The sequence below is a fragment of the bacterium genome, assembly GCA_021372535.1.
Lineage (GTDB): Bacteria > Latescibacterota > Latescibacteria > Latescibacterales > Latescibacteraceae > JAFGMP01.
This window is the reverse complement of record JAJFUH010000055.1, coordinates 1-19648: the sequence shown is the minus strand read 5'-3', so window position 1 is coordinate 19648 and position 19648 is coordinate 1. Positions and strand designations below refer to the sequence as shown.

General features: G+C 51.9%; 14 protein-coding genes. 8 read left to right on the top strand and 6 right to left on the bottom strand.

What is annotated here, in order from left to right; genetic code table 11:
• The 8 genes from LLG96_05970 to LLG96_05935 all read left to right on the top strand — a co-directional run bounded on the left by LLG96_05970 (position 1) and on the right by LLG96_05935 (position 10909).
• Positions 1-441: an arsenate reductase ArsC gene (locus LLG96_05970; GenBank protein MCE5249750.1), complete on the top strand. Its 441-nt coding sequence runs from the start codon at positions 1-3 to the stop codon at positions 439-441.
• Positions 442-484: 43 nt separating this feature from the next.
• On the top strand, positions 485-2671 hold the full coding sequence (locus LLG96_05965) for a transglutaminase-like domain-containing protein (GenBank protein MCE5249749.1): 2187 nt from the start codon (positions 485-487) through the stop codon (positions 2669-2671).
• A 221-nt stretch (positions 2672-2892) separates the two neighbouring features.
• A complete protein-coding gene (locus LLG96_05960) occupies positions 2893-3852 on the top strand; it encodes a cation diffusion facilitator family transporter (protein ID MCE5249748.1) in 960 nt (319 codons plus the stop codon).
• A gap of 520 nt (positions 3853-4372) precedes the next feature.
• Positions 4373-5029 carry a SagB/ThcOx family dehydrogenase gene (locus LLG96_05955; GenBank protein MCE5249747.1) on the top strand — a complete coding sequence of 219 codons (657 nt, stop codon included), beginning with the start codon at positions 4373-4375 and terminating at the stop codon, positions 5027-5029.
• Between the two features lie 496 nt (positions 5030-5525).
• Positions 5526-6614, top strand: a complete 1089-nt coding sequence (locus tag LLG96_05950; protein ID MCE5249746.1) for a hypothetical protein — start codon at positions 5526-5528, stop codon at positions 6612-6614.
• 462 nt (positions 6615-7076) lie between these two features.
• On the top strand, positions 7077-8492 hold the full coding sequence (locus tag LLG96_05945) for a cytochrome c biogenesis protein ResB (protein ID MCE5249745.1): 1416 nt from the start codon (positions 7077-7079) through the stop codon (positions 8490-8492).
• Entirely contained in the window at positions 8492-9319 is an 828-nt protein-coding gene (gene ccsB, locus LLG96_05940; GenBank protein MCE5249744.1) for a c-type cytochrome biogenesis protein CcsB, read from the top strand. The genes LLG96_05945 and ccsB overlap by 1 nt, the downstream gene beginning before the upstream one ends.
• Positions 9320-9742: 423 nt before the next feature.
• Positions 9743-10909, top strand: a complete 1167-nt coding sequence (locus LLG96_05935) for a pyridoxal phosphate-dependent aminotransferase (protein ID MCE5249743.1) — start codon at positions 9743-9745, stop codon at positions 10907-10909.
• A 253-nt stretch (positions 10910-11162) separates the two neighbouring features.
• Here LLG96_05935 and LLG96_05930 read toward each other — a convergent pair whose 3' ends face one another.
• The 6 genes from LLG96_05930 to LLG96_05905 form a co-directional block, all read right to left on the bottom strand.
• Complete coding sequence (locus LLG96_05930; protein ID MCE5249742.1) at positions 11163-12212, bottom strand: sugar phosphate isomerase/epimerase; 1050 nt, start codon at positions 12210-12212, stop codon at positions 11163-11165.
• Between the two features lie 142 nt (positions 12213-12354).
• On the bottom strand, positions 12355-12783 hold the full coding sequence (locus LLG96_05925) for a phosphoribosyltransferase domain-containing protein (protein ID MCE5249741.1): 429 nt from the start codon (positions 12781-12783) through the stop codon (positions 12355-12357).
• 131 nt (positions 12784-12914) lie between these two features.
• Complete coding sequence (locus LLG96_05920) at positions 12915-14792, bottom strand: GNAT family N-acetyltransferase (protein ID MCE5249740.1); 1878 nt, start codon at positions 14790-14792, stop codon at positions 12915-12917.
• 44 nt (positions 14793-14836) lie between these two features.
• Positions 14837-17284 carry a butyrate kinase gene (locus LLG96_05915; GenBank protein ID MCE5249739.1) on the bottom strand — a complete coding sequence of 816 codons (2448 nt, stop codon included), beginning with the start codon at positions 17282-17284 and terminating at the stop codon, positions 14837-14839.
• A gap of 4 nt (positions 17285-17288) precedes the next feature.
• Complete coding sequence (locus LLG96_05910) at positions 17289-19166, bottom strand: AMP-binding protein (GenBank protein ID MCE5249738.1); 1878 nt, start codon at positions 19164-19166, stop codon at positions 17289-17291.
• Between the two features lie 174 nt (positions 19167-19340).
• A partial coding sequence (locus LLG96_05905) for a hypothetical protein (GenBank protein ID MCE5249737.1) occupies positions 19341-19648 on the bottom strand: 308 nt, incomplete at its 5' end.

Sequence of the window (19648 nt, the reverse complement as noted above, 5' to 3'; positions counted from 1 at the left end):
ATGAGCGCTCGTGAAAAAATCAAAATCCTTTTCCTCTGTACCGGCAACTCCTGCCGCAGCCAGATGGCCGAAGGATGGTGCCGTCACCTCAGGAGCGACACCATCGAGGCATATTCCGCCGGTGTCGAATCTCACGGTCTCAATCCCCGGGCTGTCAGGGTCATGGCTGAAGCCGGAATCGATATATCCGGCCAGCGCTCAAAATTAGTCGACGAACTCATGAATATACCCTTCGATTATGTGGTGACACTGTGCGATCATGCCCGTGAGAGTTGCCCGTTTTTCCCCGGCAGGGTGCGTCAGGTTCACCGTAGTTTCGAGGATCCCCCGGCGCTTGCGCTTCACTCCGGAACCGAAGAGGAGGCGCTCGGCCACTATCGCCGTATCCGCGACGAGATCAGGGATTTCATCACAACGTTACCGGAATCTCTCGAAAAATAGAAAAATATGATATTGCTCGTTTCTTCCGGCGAAGGAGGGGCGCTTGAATATCAAAAAATTCGTTTTACTCGGCTTGACAGGGCTCTGTATCGCAGGCCGCCCGGCAGCAGGGGAGCAGGCGACCGTGCAGTATACCCTCGACGCAGACGCCCTCGAAGCGCGCGGCCAGTTCAAACAGCTTAAATTTTTCGGGAGCGGGCACGCCATCAGGCTCGACGACATGTATCTCATTGAGGACGATGCTCCCGCCATCGGTATGCCCGAAGGGGCGAAGGATCGTTCGTGGTTCGAGCGGCTCCACAGGGGTGTGACCATCCGTAAAGACCTCGTGCTCGATGATCCGCGGGCGTATTCCGGCTGGCTCGTGTTCAACGGCCTCGAAATGAAGGGTAACGAAACCCCGCTCCATATAGGCATCAACGGTGTGCAGTTTATCCGTCCCGCAACGAAATACGCGCATCCCTTTGCCAGACAATACTACACCCGCGACTGGGCGGGAGACCTGGATAACTGGTTTTTCGTGGAAATTCCTGTCGGCGCGCTCAGAAAAGGAGTCAACGAGATCACCATCCATGCCGATTCCGACAGTACGAGCTGGGAAATCATGGTCGCGGCGGACGGCGAATACAAGCGCGGGTCTGACACGCGTACCCATCACCCGAACCGCAGCGCTAAAAGCCGTGATGGCGGGCAGACATGGGATTTCGATCACCTGGGATGGAAAGGTGAGATCGACGGCGAATACGATATCCGTCTGAGCCTCGACCGCTCGGTTCCCGAGGGGATTTACACCTCTCCCGTCATCGACCTCGCTGAAGCGCCGGGCGCAGGGAAGATCAAAAAGCTCCTGAGAATCGGCGATTGCCGCGTGCAGTGGGATATCGATGTCCCCGAAGGCTCTTCCGCGGACATCTCGGTCCGCACTGGCGACAATCCGGTACCGTCCTCGAACGGCTGGTCAGTCTGGGAAGAGACCGGTGACTTCACACGGTCATGGCAGAACACCCGGGGCCGTTACCTCCAGTTCAGGGTGGTCATGAAAGCCGTAAATCCGCTCGTGACGCCGGCGCTCAGGGGCATGACTGTTACAACGACAACTGAGGATATCCCCATCCGGACGAACATAACGAAACGTATCGTCGAGTTCCGTAACGGCATGGTGATACGGTCCTCGGTGGAGTATACCCACGAGGATTTTGCGAAGCTCAGGGAATACCGCGAGCGTTTCCAGCTCGACAAGGTCGTTGCGGGCGCGACATCCGAGTTCGAAGCCCAGCTCAGGCTCATGAGGTGGGCGTACGAAATCCCCATCAAGGGACTCGACCGTCTCGCCTGGAACTATTACGACCTGCCCGACCTCAAAAAGGACGCGAAGGGGAACATCGTTCTCCAGAAGGAGTACACAGGACGGCGGCGTGACGCACACTGCCTCTATTGCAACCTGACGCTCATCGGGGCATGCCTCGCCATGGGGTATCCCGCGCGCTGGATCAATATCGCCACGAGGACGACATACGGCCACGAGGTCACCGAGGTCTGGTCGAACGAGTTCAACAAATGGGTGTTTCTCGACGCCACCCGCGATTACTACATCTACGACCCCGACACAGGGATACCGATGAATCTCGTCGAGATCAACGGGCGGCTGAGGGAAATCGCGCCGCGCCCGATGGAGTGGGAGTATCCCATACGGTGGGCCATGCCGGGCGATTCGCTGGCGTACAATGCCCGCATCAAATTCCGTGAGGGCGACAACAAATTCTCGATCTACGACGTGAGCCAGGGCCCGCACCTCCTGTTCTTCAAGGGACAGCTCCACATGCCGCTCCGCAACGATTTCGCGAGCCGTCAGTGGCCCGTTCCGTGGCGCATTTCGAGCAACTGGGGCGGCGACCTCTTCTACGGCTTCTACAACGACACGTTCCCCCGCAAACGCGAATATCAGCTCCACACCGACCGTCCGCAGGACTTCAACTATCCACTCAACCAGGCCGAGCTTACGGTGAGCGAGACAGAGCTGCCCGCAGTGCTCCGCATCGACGCCGACACTGTGACGCCCTGCTTCGACACGTTCCTCGTCAATGTCGACGGTGGCGGCTGGAAGGAGAATCGCTCGTCCGCTTTCGCGTGGAAGCTCCACGAGGGACTCAACCGCCTTAGAATGAAAGTCCGCAACACCGCGGGTGTGACGGGGCCCGAGAGCTTCGTATCAGTGGTCATGAACAATTAGCCCGGTTTATGCATGAAAATATTTTACCACAAAGACACAAAAATACAAATTGATATAATAGATTATTTATATTATCGTTAGTAATTATTATCGTCACATCCCAAAAATATAGATGAAAAACAAATCCGTGTATATCCGCTCGATCCGCGTAAATCCGTGTTCTATTGAATCTTTTAAATAGATCAGGTCAGGTGCGGCGTACGTAAAATGGGAACAGACCCATGCAAACCAATGATTCTCAACACTCCTGCTCCGATCATACCCATGATCATGGAAGCCACGACCACGGGCACCGTCACGATCTCAGATTACTCGGGCGCAGACGGCTTCGTATCGCGCTCGCCATCAACGCTGTGTTCCTGGTCGTCGAGATCGCCGGGGGGCTGCTCACCCACAGCCTTGCGCTCCTTGCGGACGCCGGGCACATGTTCACCGATGTTGCCGCGCTCGTTCTCGCTCTTTTCGTGGCATGGCTCGCGGAGTCGGTCCCCACACCGAAGCGGACATACGGCCTTTTGCGCGCTGAGGTGCTTGGCGCGTTCATCAACGGCGCTGCGCTCGTGGTGATAGTCGGGCTGATTTTCATCGAGGCATGGCGGCGCTTCGGGAATGTCCCGGAGATAAACGCCCCCGGAATGCTCGTCGTTGCCGTTCTCGGGCTTGCCGCGAACCTCGGAAGCGCATGGGTGCTCTACGGGAGCCGTAACGACACGATCAACATGCGTGGCGCATTCCTCCACATGCTCGCGGACACGCTCGGTTCGGTCGGCGCGATCATCGCGGGCGCGGTTATCCTTCTCACCGGCTGGACCCTCATCGACTCCATTGCGAGCCTCGTGATCGGATTCCTCATTCTCTGGAGCAGTTGGGGGCTTCTTACCCAGACGCTCAACATCCTTCTCGAAGCGACCCCGGAAAACATCGACTACAACGCGGTGCGCGGCGCACTCCTCGATATCGGCCACATTCAGGAGGTGCACGATCTCCATATCTGGACGATCGCTTCGGGGATTCCTTCGCTTTCGGCGCATCTCAAGCTCGTCCCGGAGTGCAGCGACACCAACCACTGGCAGAATTGCCTCAGGGAGACCCAGGCGATGCTCCGCGAGCGCTTCGGCATCGTGCACTCGACGCTTCAGTTTGAGCCGGAAGATTTCGAAAGGGATGGAAGGGTGATATAGGAATGGAAAGATTTTTTTCTGAAAATACATCTGCGGATTCCGGTGCTGAAGTCCCGGCCTGGTGTCGGGAGTCGTCGTAACGCCGTCATTCCCGAATCTTTAATCGGGAATCCGTGTTTTTTACTTCCGGTGTCATTCTTTATTCGCCGGAGCAATAACCCGGATTATTCGTGAAAATATTATACTATACTCGCCGCGCTGCGCTGCGTCGCAGCAGGAAGGCGCAAAAAGTCATAACGGATTATTATATATGACGAAATAATTGTTCGTGTTTTTTTCTATTGTAGGGGCAACCCCCCGTGGTTGCCCACTGTAAGGCTGACATAAAAAAATCCGCGTAAATCCGCGTTTAATAATAATTCATGAATAGATCGGGTTAAATAAATATAGATAGTATAACTATATAAACAAACTAATAATCAATGTCAAGTTGTTTTGTGCATAAGTATATATATCATGATAACATCTTTTATTTTATGATAGATAAATGATCATCAACTATCTTTTAAAGGAGCCCCCCATGAAACTAAGATTATCCCTCCCTGTTATGTTGATTCTGCTGATTGCTTTTTCTCTTCAAACCTCCGCTCAGGAAACCATCACCCTTCCCGCGCCGAAAATTCACGGACAGCTCATGAAATCCCTCGAAAACCGGGTGTCGACGAAAGGATTCAGCCCGAAGGAATTGTCGGATCGGACGCTCTCCGAAGTGCTGTGGGCCGCGTTCGGAATCAACAATCCCCGGACCGGGAGACGCACCGCTCCCTCGGCGTTCAATACGCAGGAGATCGATATATACGTGCTGACAGCCCGCGGCGCTTATCGCTACAATGCGAAGGAGCAGAGCCTGTCGCTCGTCTCGGCGAAGGACATCAGAAGCCTCGTCGCAACGCAGGACTATGCGAAACCGGCCTCCGTCCAGCTCCTCTATGTGGCTGATTATGACAGGACGCGCTCAAAAAACAACAGCGATCTGCGGGCCCAGAGCGAGAGCTTCGCCATGCTCCATACCGGCTGCATCGGGCAGAATGTCTACCTGTACTGCGCTTCGAGGGGGCTTGCCACGGTCATACGGTCGGCAGGTAATGCCAATGCCCTTCGGAGCGAGCTGAAATTGCGGGAAAACCAGCAGATTACCGTTTCGCAGGCTGTCGGTTATCCACCGGGGAAAAAGTGAAAGTATCCGTACAGTCCTGACTTCGCGGCCGGAAGTGAAATTCCATCCGTCAGCCGAAAAGTACCGGCGTGGCTCATAAATCACCAAAAACAATCAGTGAAATCATTCGATCGGCGTAATCGGCGGTTCAGACTCACTATAAAGTACGCGATAAGCGGAAGTTTTGCGGCGAACCCGTACAGTAAGTGATTACCTTTTTCGGATAAATTTTGTATTTTTATTAGGCGTGATAAATCATCATAAATTCTTTATCCGGTTATCCGGTTTGATAAGCACAGAAACCTTTTTTAAATCGGGATTGATATTTTCCCCGATATATGATCCCCCCTGCCTGCGGTATCCCTCCTTTATAAGGGCGGAGCGGCTTTGGGGACATTTTCATCCCCCTTTCTTTTATAAGGGGGATACGGCGAAGCCGAGGGGGATCAATCATGTTCGCTGACTTAACTTGATAACCGGTATATGTTGTGCTCCCGTTGGATTGCGAAGGTTTTTTATGAAAAATTGTCCCGGTATCAAGGTTCTGCTTCTTTTCTGGTTTTTATATGGTGGATATACGGCAACAATTTGGGGGAAGGAAACTGAAAACGGCGAAGATGACGGGCTTTCGTTTATCGCTCTCCCGTTTATCACATATTCGACGGATACCGGTTTCGGAGCGGGAGCCGCCGCGGTCAAGGGATATAACAAAGACCGTGTCAGGGTTTCGACTGCTAAAGTTTCTTTCCTCTATACGGTCAAAAAGCAGTTTACCGCCGGGTTCACCGTGAATCATTATTTTCCCGGAAACCGTGACATGGTGTTTTCGGAGTGTTATTATTCGAAGTATCCCACCTATTTTTATGGTTACGGCAACGATGCCTCGAACGATGATCCGGAAAAATACACCCCCGAGTATTTCAAATTTGAATTTATGTACGAGCACCGGCTGAAGCGATATTTCAGGCTCAGAGGCGGGTTCTTCCTTCACAATCAGGCGCTCGTCAAATCCGACCCGGAAGGAATCCTGACCTCGACCGGTATTCCTTGGTACGGTGGGCGGTTCGATGCCGGCCCCGAGTTTTCTCTTGTCCACGACAGCCGTGACAACATCATCGCCGCCCGTCGCGGGACCCTTTTGCAGGCTGTTTACCGGTCAGGGATGTTCAACGATGAGGGCGGGGCATTCAATTCGGTGACCCTTGAGGGACGAACGTTTTACAATCCCGTCTCCGAGCTCGTTTTCGCATTCATGGCCAGGGTGGAAGATGCCCGCGGCGATATACCTTTCTATCTCGTGCCTGTGCTCGGTGGCGAGGATCGTCTCCGCGGCTATGAGTTCGAACGGTTCAGGGACAGAAACTCGATCCTGTTCCAGCAGGACATCAGGTTTCCGGTGTGGAGAACCTTTAGCGGCGCAGTCTTTGCCGCGACCGGAAGAGTCGCCCCCGATGTCGAAACCCTGTTTACCGGCACATACCACAGCGCGGCAGGCTGCGGCGTCAGATGGTATTTCAACAAGGAAGACAACCTTATGGCGCGGTTTGACCTGGCGTGGGGCAGCGATACCTACGGCGCCTATATCGGTTTCGGTGAGGCATTTTAACCCGGCCTGTTCATAAAATTCCCATTGAACACGGATTAACACGGATCGGACGGATTTTCGGGGATTTGAATAGTATATATCATTTTTTATGTCAAGATTTAATTGTAACTAAAGATAATATTAACAATCTATTATATCTCTTTGAGCCTTTGTGTCTTTGTGGTTAAACATATTTTTATGAATAACCCCCATGACCATATATGATCACAACGAATGATAAAAATGCATTTTTATATAAAACAAATCATTACATGAATTATCTTTTTCCGTGTTCTTCGTGTCTCCGTAAAATTGGTTATGAATAATTCCGGATGAATCCGGGATATAATGCTTCGAGATAAATAAAAATGATATGCTGCAAAGTTATCGCGGATTATATTGAACTGTCGATAAAACACATTTAAAATAACGTATGAAAAAATTATGAAATCATCCGATAAAAGTTCCAGCGATCAGGGTTTCATGAAAACTCTAAGCTCCCTCCAGTTCGGCATCGTTGTCCTCGTGACGATCACGATTGTTGCGGTGATCGGCACGGTCATTCCGCAGGGGCAGCCGCCCGATTTCTACAGCGGGCATTACGGCACGATGTTATACACTGTCATCAGCATGTTCCGGTTTGACAGGACATACAGTTCGCCGCTTTTTATCGGGCTGCTCTTTCTTTTCGGCCTTAATCTCGTGCTCTGCTCGCTCGTCAAATTTCCACGGCTTCTCGCAATGACCCTGCGTCCCGATCTGACCCCGGATAGAGGAAAACTCCGGGCCATGCCGGTATTCGTCGCGCTCACTGACAGGTCTCTCGATGAGATAGGGGGCCTCTTTGCGGAAAAGGGTTTCCCGTTGAAACGGGTCGGAGAGAACAGGTTTTTCGGCTCACGGTGGAGTATGGGGTATCTCGGTGCTTCGTTTGTCCATGTGAGTCTCATCGTACTCCTTGCCGGTGGATTGACAAGCCTCATGACCGGGGTACGGGGTTCTCTCGTGCTTGAACAGGGCGATGAAGCTTCATCGGTGATACTCCGTAACGGGCAGGAGATGCCGCTCGGATTTTCAGTAACGCTCGATCGCTTCGATGTATTGTTTTACGAGGATTTTCCGGGACGGCCGAAATCGTTTACGAGCTCGGTGACCGTTACCCCGGCCAACCGTGCCGCATTCACAAAAGTCATCAGGGTGAATCATCCCCTCATGCTCAACGGGTTTACCGTATATCAGTCGAGTTATGGCGCCTCAGAGCGTAAGGAACCGGAAACGGCTGCGGATGATACCGTCCGTGTGGTGGTTTCACTGCAGGGCGCTCCCGAATCGATGCCCCCCGTGGCGACCTTCGACATGACAGCGGATGCACGGTATACTGTTCCGGGTTTCGGCGACAGTATTACGGTCAGGCTTGCCGAGCTCTACCGTGATTTCAGGAGAGGTGGTTCATCCTCCGGGGCGGCGAATCCGGCGGTGAAAATCGATGTGCTCGTTCATGATGAAACCAGGTGGAGTGTCTATGCGTTTAAAAATTTCCCGGGGCTGAACATGCCCATGAACCAGAAGGGTCTCGATTTCACCTTTACCATGAAGGATATATTCATGGCCGGAAACGGCCCGGCTGGCGATGGCGGTAATGTTCGGCAGCCGGAGTATTACACCGTGCTCGGTGTTGTGAGAGACAGCGGCGTGACGGTCATGTGGATCGGGGCGATCCTTCTGGTTACAGGCATGTTCGTGTCCTTTTATATCCGTCCGAAGCGAATATGGGTACTCGAAGACCGGGGCGAAATTCTTATCGGTGCGAGAACAAAGGGCGATCCCGGGCCGCTGCGGTCGTATATTCATACAATAGTCAAACCTTCGGCAACCAGTAAAAAAGGCGGGGCGAAATAATGAGCGGGACGATGGATGTCAATCTCTTCTATGGCGCGTTTATATGTTATTGTTTTTCGATGCTTATTTACTTTTTTACCTTTTGGAAAAAGACAGGGACCGCGGTCACGGTCGGGAGGGGTTTGCTGATCCTCGGTTTCACCGTTCAGGTGATCGGGCTCGTTATCAGGTCTGTCAATGCCCGGTTTATGCCGGTCACCAATATGTATGAATCGCTCAACTTCTTCTCCTGCGCTATTGTTCTCGCTTATCTGATCGTGGAATACCGTTATAAGAGCCGCGCATTCGGTGTTTTCATTCTTCCGGTGGTGTTTCTGCTCATGGCGTTTTCATCCCTTCCCACGACACCCAAGGAGATTGTTCCGCTCATTCCTGCCCTCCAGAGCCAGTGGCTCGTCTGGCATGTGGTTCTTTCGTTCATAGGCGAGGCAGCCTTTGCGGCGGCGTTCGGTGCAAGCATCATGTACGTCATCCGTTCCCGCGCGAAAGAAGGCTCCTTCGTCGCGCGAACTTTCCCCGACCTCGCGATGCTCGATATGGTCAGCTACCGGGCTATCGCCGTCGGGTTTCCCATATTCACCATCGGGGCTCTCATCTTCGGGGCTGTCTGGGCAAAATATGCATGGGGGGATTACTGGGGATGGGACCCCAAGGAAACATGGGCGCTCATCACATGGATCGTATACGCCCTCTATCTCCATGCCCGTATTCTGTACGGCTGGAAAGGGAAAGCGGCCGCATGGATTTCCATCATCGGGTTCATCGCCACGTTGTTCACGCTGTTCGGGGTCAATTATCTCCTTTCGGGACTCCATTCCTATGCATGAGCGCGGAACGGTATTTCCGGAGTAAATACATGGCGGCAGGCACATGGTACAAGGTACAGGGCACAAGGGATAAGGTAAAAAACAAAATATGCGAAGGTATCAGACCATATCAATGGTTTTACATAGCGAATCATTCCCTCCCGGAAACAGCCCGCGTACAAAATCCTCTGATTTGAAAACAATAAACACGTGTTGAAACAATCATGAACGAACTGATGTATTTCTAACAATTATCCGTAATTCGTGACAGGATAGTTCTTGTTTTAGTATTTACGTTTTATTATCTTATAAGCTTATTCAATTTCGCAGAAAATAGTGCGGGGAATATTGATATTCATGCATTCTAATCTTTATAATTATTGAAACCGAAGGATAGTAACCGTTCCTTTATCGTGATCTGCACATGAAAAAACAGGATATATCATGAAAGCATTGAATCATTTGACAAGCGCCATGCCATCATCCGGTATCCGTAAAATAATGGCTCTCAGCGAAGATGTTGAGGGATGTATTCACCTCGAAGTGGGACAACCTGATTTCAGAACCCCCGAACATATCCTCGATGCGGTTGCACAGGCCGCTCATGACGGTTTTACCAAATACACGAACAGCGCGGGAATCATGGAGCTCCGTGAGGCGATTGCGCGGAAGGTCACGGAAAAAAACGGCTTCAGGATAAGCCCGCGGAATGTGGTGGTATCACCGGGCGCCGTCTGCAGCATGTTCACAACGCTTCTTGCTCTTGCCGAAGCCGGGGACGAGGTGCTTCTTCCCGATCCGGGGTGGCCCAATTATTCCATGCAGATGGCTTGTATCGGATCGGAAGCGGTCTACTATCCGCTCGACAAGGCCCGCGGTTTCCAGATAAATTTTGATGTTCTGGAAGACCTCGTGACACCGAAAACCAAGGTTCTCGTGATCAATAATCCCGGCAATCCGACCGGCGCGGTTTTTCCGCGGGAGGCTGTCGAAAAGGCCGTCGCTTTCGCGCGGAAGCATGACCTGTATCTCGTATCCGATGAAATATACGAAGATATCGTATTCGAGGGCACCCACACCTCGGCGGGTCTCTTCGATACCGAAGGCCGTGTCGTATCCGTGTTCGGTTTTTCAAAAAGCTATGCGGCCATGGGGCTCAGGGTCGGTTATGCGGTCTGCGAGGAAAAACTCGCCCAGCTTCTCACCAAACTCCAGGAACCGGTGGTTTCATGCGCGAGCGCGATTTCCCAGAAGGGCTGTGTCGCTGCGCTTAAGGGTTCGCAGGACTCGGTAAAAAAAATGGCCCGGGCTTACCGGGAGCGGCGCGATGCGGTCGTTGATATTCTCAAAAAGCATGATCTTTATCTCTATACCCCGAACGGCGCTTTCTACATTCTTGTCGACATTTCCCGGACGGGAATGAACTCGATGGATTTTGCGGTTGAACTGCTCAATGAAAAGAAAGTTGCCATCGCTCCGGGCGAAACCTTCGGCAAAACCGTTCCCGGGTTTATCCGTGTTTCGTTTGCCATCGATATCGAAAAGCTGAAAGAGGGTATGGAAATCCTGTGCAAGTCTATCAATAAAAAGAAGCTGTCGTACAGCGTTTGATTCCGGTCTGCGGTCATTGATATAAGATTAAGACGTTCATTCTGTCATGGTATAGCCCATGAAACAAGTTCAGGGTGACATGTATATAACCGCGTCGTCATGCTGAACTTGTTTCAGCATCTATCTTCAATAATCTACGATATTTACCCCTGTGATTGCGACGTGGTTTGATTGATGCACAGTTCCGATAAAACAGCAAAGAGGGCGGTGAAGATTTTTTCGCCGCCCTCTTTGTATTGGCTGATTCAGGTATTTACCCTAAAATAGTGACACCCACCTTCTCGGCGACCTTTCTGATGTACGCCTCCGCCTCGGCGAACTGGTCGCCCGGGATATGTTCCGGGAGGAGCGACCGCGGCCATTTCATACGGCTCAGACGGACGAGGTATGTCTCGTAATCGAGCACGCCGCGTCCGGGGCAGACTTCCTGAACATGCACGGTCTGCGTATGGGGAAAGATGTATGTGTCCTTGGCATGACACCCGAAAATGTCCTCCCCGAGCAGGTCGAAACACTCGTTGATGAGCTCGGTGGTATGATAGTAGTTGTAGAGGTGGATCATATTCGTGGGATCGAGATTCGTCTTCACACGTTCGCTGCCGATTTCATCCATGAGACGGCGGTGCGCTTTGGGCCCGTCGAGATTGGTGGTTACCTGCGCTTCCATTCCGAGCGCCGCTTTCATGCCTGCGGTGTCGTTCAGTATCTGTTTTATGCTCTTGATGGTGAAATCCCATGTTTCCTGTGTCCAGTTGTCGGGATGGACATTGTAGTTGTCGACGAATTCGACGCCGATGGGGCTGCGGCTGCCGGTGATGGTGCCGACCATTTGACACCCGACTTTATCCGCAGTCTCGATACACCGGGCGAGATGCTTGAGGTATTCCTGACGGATCGATTCATCGGGATGGAGCATGTTCCGGTAGCCGCCGACCTCGAAGATCACCACATCGTACTCTTTGAGAGCGCTTTTGAGTTCCTTTATCTCGGAGTCCTTGGCCGAGTACCAAGGATCGACGCTTGCTATCGCTCCGGCATGACCGCTCGCGCGAAGCTGTTTCACCGCCTCGGTGATGCTCCCCTTTTCGGGATAAGCGAGATAACCCGCAAGGCGCACCGGGGTCGAGCCGGGTGTGAGGTCCCGGACAAGATTTTTGTCGGGTCCCGGGTTCCAGAAAGCCTTTTGGGGTGTTTCCTGTTTTACTGTTTTTTCGGGTGTTTGAGCACAGCCTGATGACATGAGCAGACCCGATGATACCGCTCCCGCGGCCAGAACCTGCCGTCTTGTCAGTGGGTGGGGCATGGTGTATCAACCTCCGGGAAATAGTGTCTGTTGTTGAGTGATGTGGTCTACTGTACTTATCTTTCAAAGGTGCTGTGTTTATCCGGCTCTGTAATTTTACGGTACAACGATGTTTCTTCTGCCACGGGGAACCCGGGATTCTCTACAGGCTCCGTTCCTCGTCAGGGCGCTCCCAGGGGAAAACTATCCATTTATCCGTTGTCTCAAGGTACAGGTCGGGTTTGAAAACCGCATGCGGTTTATAAAAAAGCACAGCGGTAAAATGGGCAATCTTCCGTATTCTGAGCATATGATCGAGGACGCTGATGGTTTTCCCGTTATCGATAATATCATCGACCACGAGAAGCCTGTCTGAAGGAAGCCATTTATTCATGTTGCTGATGAATTCTTCCGTGCAGACGAGAGGCAGATCGAGATGATGTGCGCAATGTACCGCAAGGGGGAGTCCGCCCCGCGGTGGGCCGTATATCTTTGTGAATCGTTCGCCTTTGAGCTTTTCGGTAAGCTCGCCGGCCATTTCACCATAGCGTTGATAGGTGATGAATTCCTTTTGAATGATCCTGTCAGGCATGGAGCCACCTCAGTTTTTGTCTGTCTGATTTTTTATAAGTATTTTTAACAGGATTAACTGAATTTTAATGGATTTTTCCTGTTGGGTCAATCTTGTAAATCCTGTCAAAAAAATCAATGATACCGGTGCCGCTATTCCTTATCGTCGAATCTGAAGGAAAGAAAGTAAACACCTTCTTCGAGTTTGCTGTGGATATTGCATCCGCTCCGGTAAAACACATTGAGCATTCTTCGGTTGCCGGCAAGTACTTCGGCGGTGAATCCGCTGATTTTCTTTTCTTTGGCGACCTCGATGAGTTTGCTGAGCATGAACCCGCCCATTCCGGTATTCTGCCATTCGGGATGAACGGTGAAGGCAACTTCGGCCATGTTCGTTGCCCTGTCAAGGAGCCAGCGGGCTACACCGACAAACTTTTCGTCTGGCTCTTCCCCGATATAGCCTGCAATGGCGAATTTTTCTTCGTAATCAAGAATGACAAGAGCCTGCGCCTTGCTGTGGGGAAGTGTTTTCAGCGCGCACATGAAACGGTAATAGATGTCCTCTTCACGGAGATCGTAAAAGAGATCGCGGATTTTATCCTCATCGACGGGTTTGATCGCGCGGAATTTTATCTCACGGTCGTCTTTTGTGGTTAATGTCCACGATATATGTTCGGGATAAAGACTCCCATCCTCCGGCGGGAGTTCCTGATCCTGATAGAGGTAATTGAGTTTTTTCGCCTCGTCGAGAAGCCACTGCCTGAAATTGGGATGTGCTATGTTGATGAGTGCAAGGGTGCGCTCGCGAATATTTTTACCATGGAGATACGCTATTCCGTATTCGGTCACCACATAATGTACATCCCCCCGCGTGGTTACAACTCCCGCTCCCGGAGCGAGCATGGGCACGATACGTGAGACCGTCCCGTTACGCGCCGTGGATGTGATCGCAATGATGGGACGGCCGTTGCGGGCAAGCGCTGCGCCGCGCATGAAGTCTGCCTGGCCCCCGATTCCCGAAAAGAACCGGTGGCCGAGCGAATCCGCGCAGACCTGTCCGGTCAGATCGATTTCGAGAGCGGAATTTATTGCCACCATGTTGTCGTTTCGCGATATATTGCGGGGATCGGAAACATAGTCGGTGGGATGGAATTCAAATGTGGGGTTGTTGTCGATTATATCGTAGAGACGTCTGCTTCCGAGGCAGAACGCTGTGATAATCTTTCCGGGATGAAACGTCTTGTGCGTATTGGTGATCACTCCGGCTTCATAGAGTTCGATAAGGCCATCCGTGAACATCTCGGTATGAACACCAAGATTGCGCTTGTCCATGAGATGTTTCAGTACGGCGTTCGGAATGGTGCCGATGCCCGCCTGTATCGTGGAGCCGTGCGGGACGAGCCGCGAGACATAAAAACCGATACGTTCTTCCTCCTCGGTGATCTCCCCGGAATGATATTCGATTATCGGTTCGTCGTGTTCGACAATCGCATCGAGCTGCTCGACATTCACAAAGCTGTCCCCGAGAGTCCGCGGCATCTGCGTATTAACCTGGGCAATGACAAAATCGGCATGATCCACCACTGCCTTCACCGTCTCGACCGATACGCCGAGCGAGCAGTTTCCGAAAATATCGGGCGGCGTTACCTGTATGAGCGCAGCATCGATATGAAGACGGCCGTTTTTGACAAGCTTGGGAATCTCGGAAAGAAATATGGGAGTGTAATCGGCATCGCCGCGCAAGACCGCGTCGCGGACAGAACGACCGATAAAGAAGGTGTTGAGACGGAACATGTGACGGTATTTCGGATCGACATAGGATGGATTGGGTCTGAGAGAGACGAGGTGAAGTATCTCCAGATCGGCGATATACTGGGGATAGTTTTTAAGGCTTTCAACGAGAAACTGCGGTTCGGCGCATCCGGTACCGATAAACATCCGGTTGCCGGGCCTGACTTTTTTGAATGCCATATCAATCGAACATTTTCTGCTCTCATAAATCGTTTTGAGTCTCGGTATTTTCCATTCCATGACAGCGCCCCCCTGTTACTTTTCCATCAACGCCGTTGCATGAGTTAACGTTGACTCTGTTTCGGATCAAAAAAGAGTTTTACCGCGAGAGAGATTGATGAAAGCTTTGACCGGGCAGAATCGCCGCGTGATGTGAGGACGAGCGGCATATTTCCGCATAATATCACTCCTGCGGCGGTAGCACCCGACTGCGTGGTGAGCGATTTATACAGCACATTCCCGGCATCGATGTCGGGCATGATGAGTATATCGGCGTTTCCCCGTATCTGTCCCTTGTAGTGTTTTTCCATGGCGATGCCCTGATCCATGGCCACATCGAACGAGAGGGGTCCTTCGACAATACAGTCATTGCGGCCTGCAAAATGCCCGGCGATCCGTTCGGCAACAATGGAGCTCTCGATACTGAGATTGACGCTTTCGATGGCGGACACGACTGCCACCTTGGGTTTCTGGATATTGAGTGTGGAGGCGACTTTGAGTGTGTTTTCTATGATCTTGATCCTTTTTTCTTCGTCAGGATAGGTATTGACCGCAGCATCGGATATGAGAAGCAGTTTGTTTCGTACGGGGATATCCATGACAAAAACATGGGATATCAGTTCTCCCGGTTTGAGCTTGCCGCTGTCTTTGAGAAAATGAAATACACCGCGCAGAATACTCTCGGTCTTGACGCTGCCTTTCATGAGAACCTGAACCTGGTTGCTTTCGAGCATCTTGATGGCGTCATCGATGGGATTTTCGGTATCGACTATATTGTAGTTGTCATTGTCGATCATGAGATCGAAATCATAGGCGATCTGGCTGATTTCGGCAAAATCCCCAAGGAGCTGGAATTTTGCGATACGGTAGCTTCCTTCCTCGTTGGCCCGTTTGGCCGCAAGGATAGCTTCTTCGTTGTTTGCCCCCACGATGCCGATGGTGGGAGAAAAGTTCTCCTTGACTATCATGCAGGTGGCATCGATAAGATCGTCGAGGGATACGATCGGCGCGTCCTTCTTACGGTATCTGATTTTACGCTCGAATATCACCGTATCGATAAGACGGTTCTCATCCTGGCGCTTTTCTCTCAGCGCATCACGTTCCTCGATATAATCCCTGATGGTTTCCGGCTCATATACTCCCCGCAGCCACCCTGCGGCAAGTGATTCGAGTTCGATCGAACCGGGGACAAGAATGAGGGGATACCGGCCCGCGATATTCGACTGAATCCGCCGGGACAGTTCCTCCGACCGTGCAACTCCGCCGGTCAGGGCGATAAAATCGATCGGTTTGCCGTCCGCGGTCAGCTTGAGGGCGGCCGATGTTATCTCGCGGGCAAAAAAGTCGAAGATGAGATCGATCTTTTTCTGCTGGAGACGGGTGGCGCCCTTGTGACGGAATGCATCGAGGGTCCGGAAATCGTTCGTTCCCGCCAGGGATAAAAGTCCCCCGCGTGACAGGGTAATGGCCTCGAGCTCCTTTAAGGTGACCTCGTCGTTCCTGAGAGCTTCGAGAATACGCTGAAGGCTCAGCGGTCCGCTGCGGTTGGTCGAGGGCACGCCCGAAATGGAATCGATGATCGATGTAATCTTGCCGGTACGGTGAAGCGCTATCGACATGGCGTTACCGAGATGAACGGTAATCGCGTTGACATCTTTGTAGTTGATTCCGAGAATGGTTGCGAGCATCCGTCTGACCGCTTTATGGTTGAGGTAGTGCGCCCCCGAACCGTCCTGCTTGATCTTGATGAAACCGGTAAGCCGTTCAACGGTTTCGATCTCGTCCGAGCCGACCGGGTCGCTTGTCGTGATGAGCAGGGGACCCTTTGCGCCGGTCATGGCGGCCACCCGCATCGCTATTGCCGCCGACATGTTGCTCGGATGATCGATTCGCGGTTGTTCGAGATCGAGGAGCATCTCGGGGACGACACGGTATGTCCCGGTGGGTACCGGCTGAACGTATCCGCCCCGGCATGCGATACCGTCGAGAGCGGTTATATCTATCGATTGCGCTTTGAGCCATGCGATGACGGCTTCCACCCGTGTGTCGAGATCATCGGGAGCATCGAGGGGAAGATGATGTTCCGACTCGCACAGCCTTTCGATGCCCTCGAAATATGCGGTTTTTGTCGAGGCGATGGAAGATTCGACAACAAGGAGATGTTTCCTGTCCGATTCGGCGCTTTTCGCTGTCTGGGCGTTCAGGAGCCGTTTCATGATTCTCTTCGATCGCGGAATGCGGCGCTCCTGTTCCACAAGAAGGCTCAGCACATTCCCCAGGAATATGTTCACCGATGGAGTTGAAGGAACTGCGAGGAGCGATTCGACAACCGAGGAAAGATCGGTGATCAGAGAATAAATCCCCTGCTCGTCCGCATCGGCCGGTACGGACGGTGCGATTGTTTCCAGCCATGTCATGCCCGCCGATTCAAGCTGACGCTCGTATGCGCTCAGCCCGATACGGGATTTGCCTATTTCGGATATTGCTTCTATGATTTTTTTTCGCTGATCCACTTTTTTACAATCCTTGTTTACTGATTAACCTGTCGACTGAATGGGGATTTACAACATGGCTCAAATCTTCGTCGATGCTCATATTACCCGATGCGATCCGGCGAAGTATTCTGCGGACTATCTTTCCTGTCCGCGTACGGGGCAGTTCCTCGGTCACAATGTATCTGGTCGGCATGGCAAATTCCCCGATTCGCCGCTCGATGTACCCGGAAAGCTCGGATATGAGAGCATCCCGGTCGGCTTCCGCCGAGCGTTCGAGGACCAGGAAAGCGATGATATTTTCTCCTTCATCGTCCCCGACACTGACAACGGCCGATTCGGCAACGAGCGGATGTGATATGAGCACTGCTTCGATTTCCGAAGTCGCGAGCGACTGCCCGCGAACCTTGATAACATCGTCGAGACGGCCCATGAACCAGTAGAAGCCGTCCCCGTCGATACGAACACCGTCGTTGGTGTTGTAATACCCCCGGAGTCGACGGAAATAGAGCTCGAGAAACCGTTCATGCTGCCCCCATATCGTTCGTATCATGGCGGGCCAGGAGCCGGAAAACATGAGCTGGCCGCTTTCGTTGGTGCGGCTTATTTCACCGAGATGGTTGACTATCTGCGGTCTGATTCCGAAAAACGGCAGGCCGAGAGCTCCCGCGCGATTCAGCTCGCCGTGGGGATATGTGTTGATGATCGCGGCGCCGCTTTCACTTTGAACCCACATGTTGATTACATTGACTGCGCTGTCGGTGAGCACATTTCCGGCATATTTGACAAGCCGCGGGGTGAGCACGTCACCGCAAACAGCGACGAGCGGGAAAAGGCGCTCTGTGGACAGCGGTTTATCCCCGTGTTCATGTTTGAGAGATACTATTGTCCGGGGTGTTGTAAGAAGCGCCGGACATGGGTTTTCTTCGAGCATTCGGTGTAAACGGTCAACAGAGGGATTTTCGCCGTCGGCGGAAATGAATATCCGGTATCCGTTGATGAACGGTCCCCATAATCCGTAACTCTGACCGGCCGAAGAGGCAAGGTTCACGCAGCATGCCATGCTTCTTTTCCCGTGTTTATCGGTGACATCGGGGAAAATCGAAGCAAACGAGGCCGCAGCCTGAACTATGAATCCGCCGGTGGCAAATACCGAGCCGCGGGGTATGCCCGTTGCCGAGTTGGCATACAGGATCAGGAGGGGATGCTCAGAATCGACACTCACCGCAGGTATGGCGGTTGTATCGGCGCCGGCAGACCGGAAAGCTTCATACGATATAGTACCCTCGAACTCCGTTTTGCCTGCCGACACGACAGGAATCCCGTTTACCATTCCGGCAAGCGACTTTGCCCGGGAAATATATGATTCCGAGGCGGCATCGAGTGTAATTACAAGGAGTGAAGCAGCACAGTCGCCGATGATGTCCTTGACGACCTCGGGAGTGAAACGGCTCGGTATGGGAACATACGTTATTCCCAGCCGTGCGCAGGCCAGTATGAAAAAGAATGTTTCGGGAATATCGGGAAGATAGAGCGCCGCCCTGTCTCCGGACTTTAACCCGTTCGACTGGAGAGCGGCGGCAAGAGTAATAACCTCATCCGTCAGTTCCCGGTAGGTATATGTTCTTATTGTGTTTTCACAATCGATGAAGGTGAGGGCGATGTCCTTACCTCCGCCGTTTTGAATATGGATGTCGAGGGCATTCGAGCATGCATTGAGTTTTCCCTCGATAAACCATGCCACAGAACCTGTCGAGAAGTTTTCGTCCATAACACGGGTAAAAGGCTTATCCCATGTAATCAGTTTTGACTGTTTCTGCCAGAAGTCTTCACGGTGTTCGAGGCTTTGATTGTGAAGCCTGCGAAAGCTTTGCATATCCGATGAGGGGATTAGATTAAACATATCACTTCCTTCACTGTTTCCCGGAATCGGGAACGAACAGTCCTGTCTATTTCACTGTTTCCTCGTTTGACATAAGTCATTTCGCTGTAATATAACATAAAAACCTGAGATATGCATTCATAAGATAGAAAAAGATGAATAAATGCGGTCAAATTTAAAAAACATTTTGAAATTTCATGCATCTGCCCCGGTCTGTTCACAAGATTTGACAGAGTTGGTGATTTTTGTACATTTTTTTCGTGAAATAATTTTTGAATACCATCCATGAACGGGGATGTTCGCAACGAAGTATAAAAAAGTATTTTCAGATGAGCCAATTGCACAAGTCGTTCTGCAGATATTATTGCTCCGGCGATTAAACAGTGAAATATATTTCGGAAATTGAGCCCTATAAAGGTGATTCGATACAATCTGTGTAACTGCGCACCAAGCCGTCATTCCCGCGAAAGCGGGAATCCATGTTTTTTTTACTTCCGGTATCA

What these genes read in the sequence shown, in the direction of transcription:
- LLG96_05970 (MCE5249750.1), top strand. Translation starts at nt 1, where the DNA reads ATGAGCGCTCGTGAAAAAATCAAAATCCTTTTCCTCTGTACCGGCAAC.
- LLG96_05960 (MCE5249748.1), top strand. Translation starts at nt 2,893, where the DNA reads ATGCAAACCAATGATTCTCAACACTCCTGCTCCGATCATACCCATGAT.
- LLG96_05955 (MCE5249747.1), top strand. Translation starts at nt 4,373, where the DNA reads ATGAAACTAAGATTATCCCTCCCTGTTATGTTGATTCTGCTGATTGCT.
- LLG96_05950 (MCE5249746.1), top strand. Translation starts at nt 5,526, where the DNA reads ATGAAAAATTGTCCCGGTATCAAGGTTCTGCTTCTTTTCTGGTTTTTA.
- LLG96_05945 (MCE5249745.1), top strand. Translation starts at nt 7,077, where the DNA reads ATGAAAACTCTAAGCTCCCTCCAGTTCGGCATCGTTGTCCTCGTGACG.
- ccsB (MCE5249744.1), top strand. Translation starts at nt 8,492, where the DNA reads ATGAGCGGGACGATGGATGTCAATCTCTTCTATGGCGCGTTTATATGT.
- LLG96_05935 (MCE5249743.1), top strand. Translation starts at nt 9,743, where the DNA reads ATGAAAGCATTGAATCATTTGACAAGCGCCATGCCATCATCCGGTATC.
- LLG96_05930 (MCE5249742.1), bottom strand. Translation starts at nt 12,212, where the DNA reads ATGCCCCACCCACTGACAAGACGGCAGGTTCTGGCCGCGGGAGCGGTA.
- LLG96_05925 (MCE5249741.1), bottom strand. Translation starts at nt 12,783, where the DNA reads ATGCCTGACAGGATCATTCAAAAGGAATTCATCACCTATCAACGCTAT.
- LLG96_05920 (MCE5249740.1), bottom strand. Translation starts at nt 14,792, where the DNA reads ATGGAATGGAAAATACCGAGACTCAAAACGATTTATGAGAGCAGAAAA.
- LLG96_05910 (MCE5249738.1), bottom strand. Translation starts at nt 19,166, where the DNA reads ATGTTTAATCTAATCCCCTCATCGGATATGCAAAGCTTTCGCAGGCTT.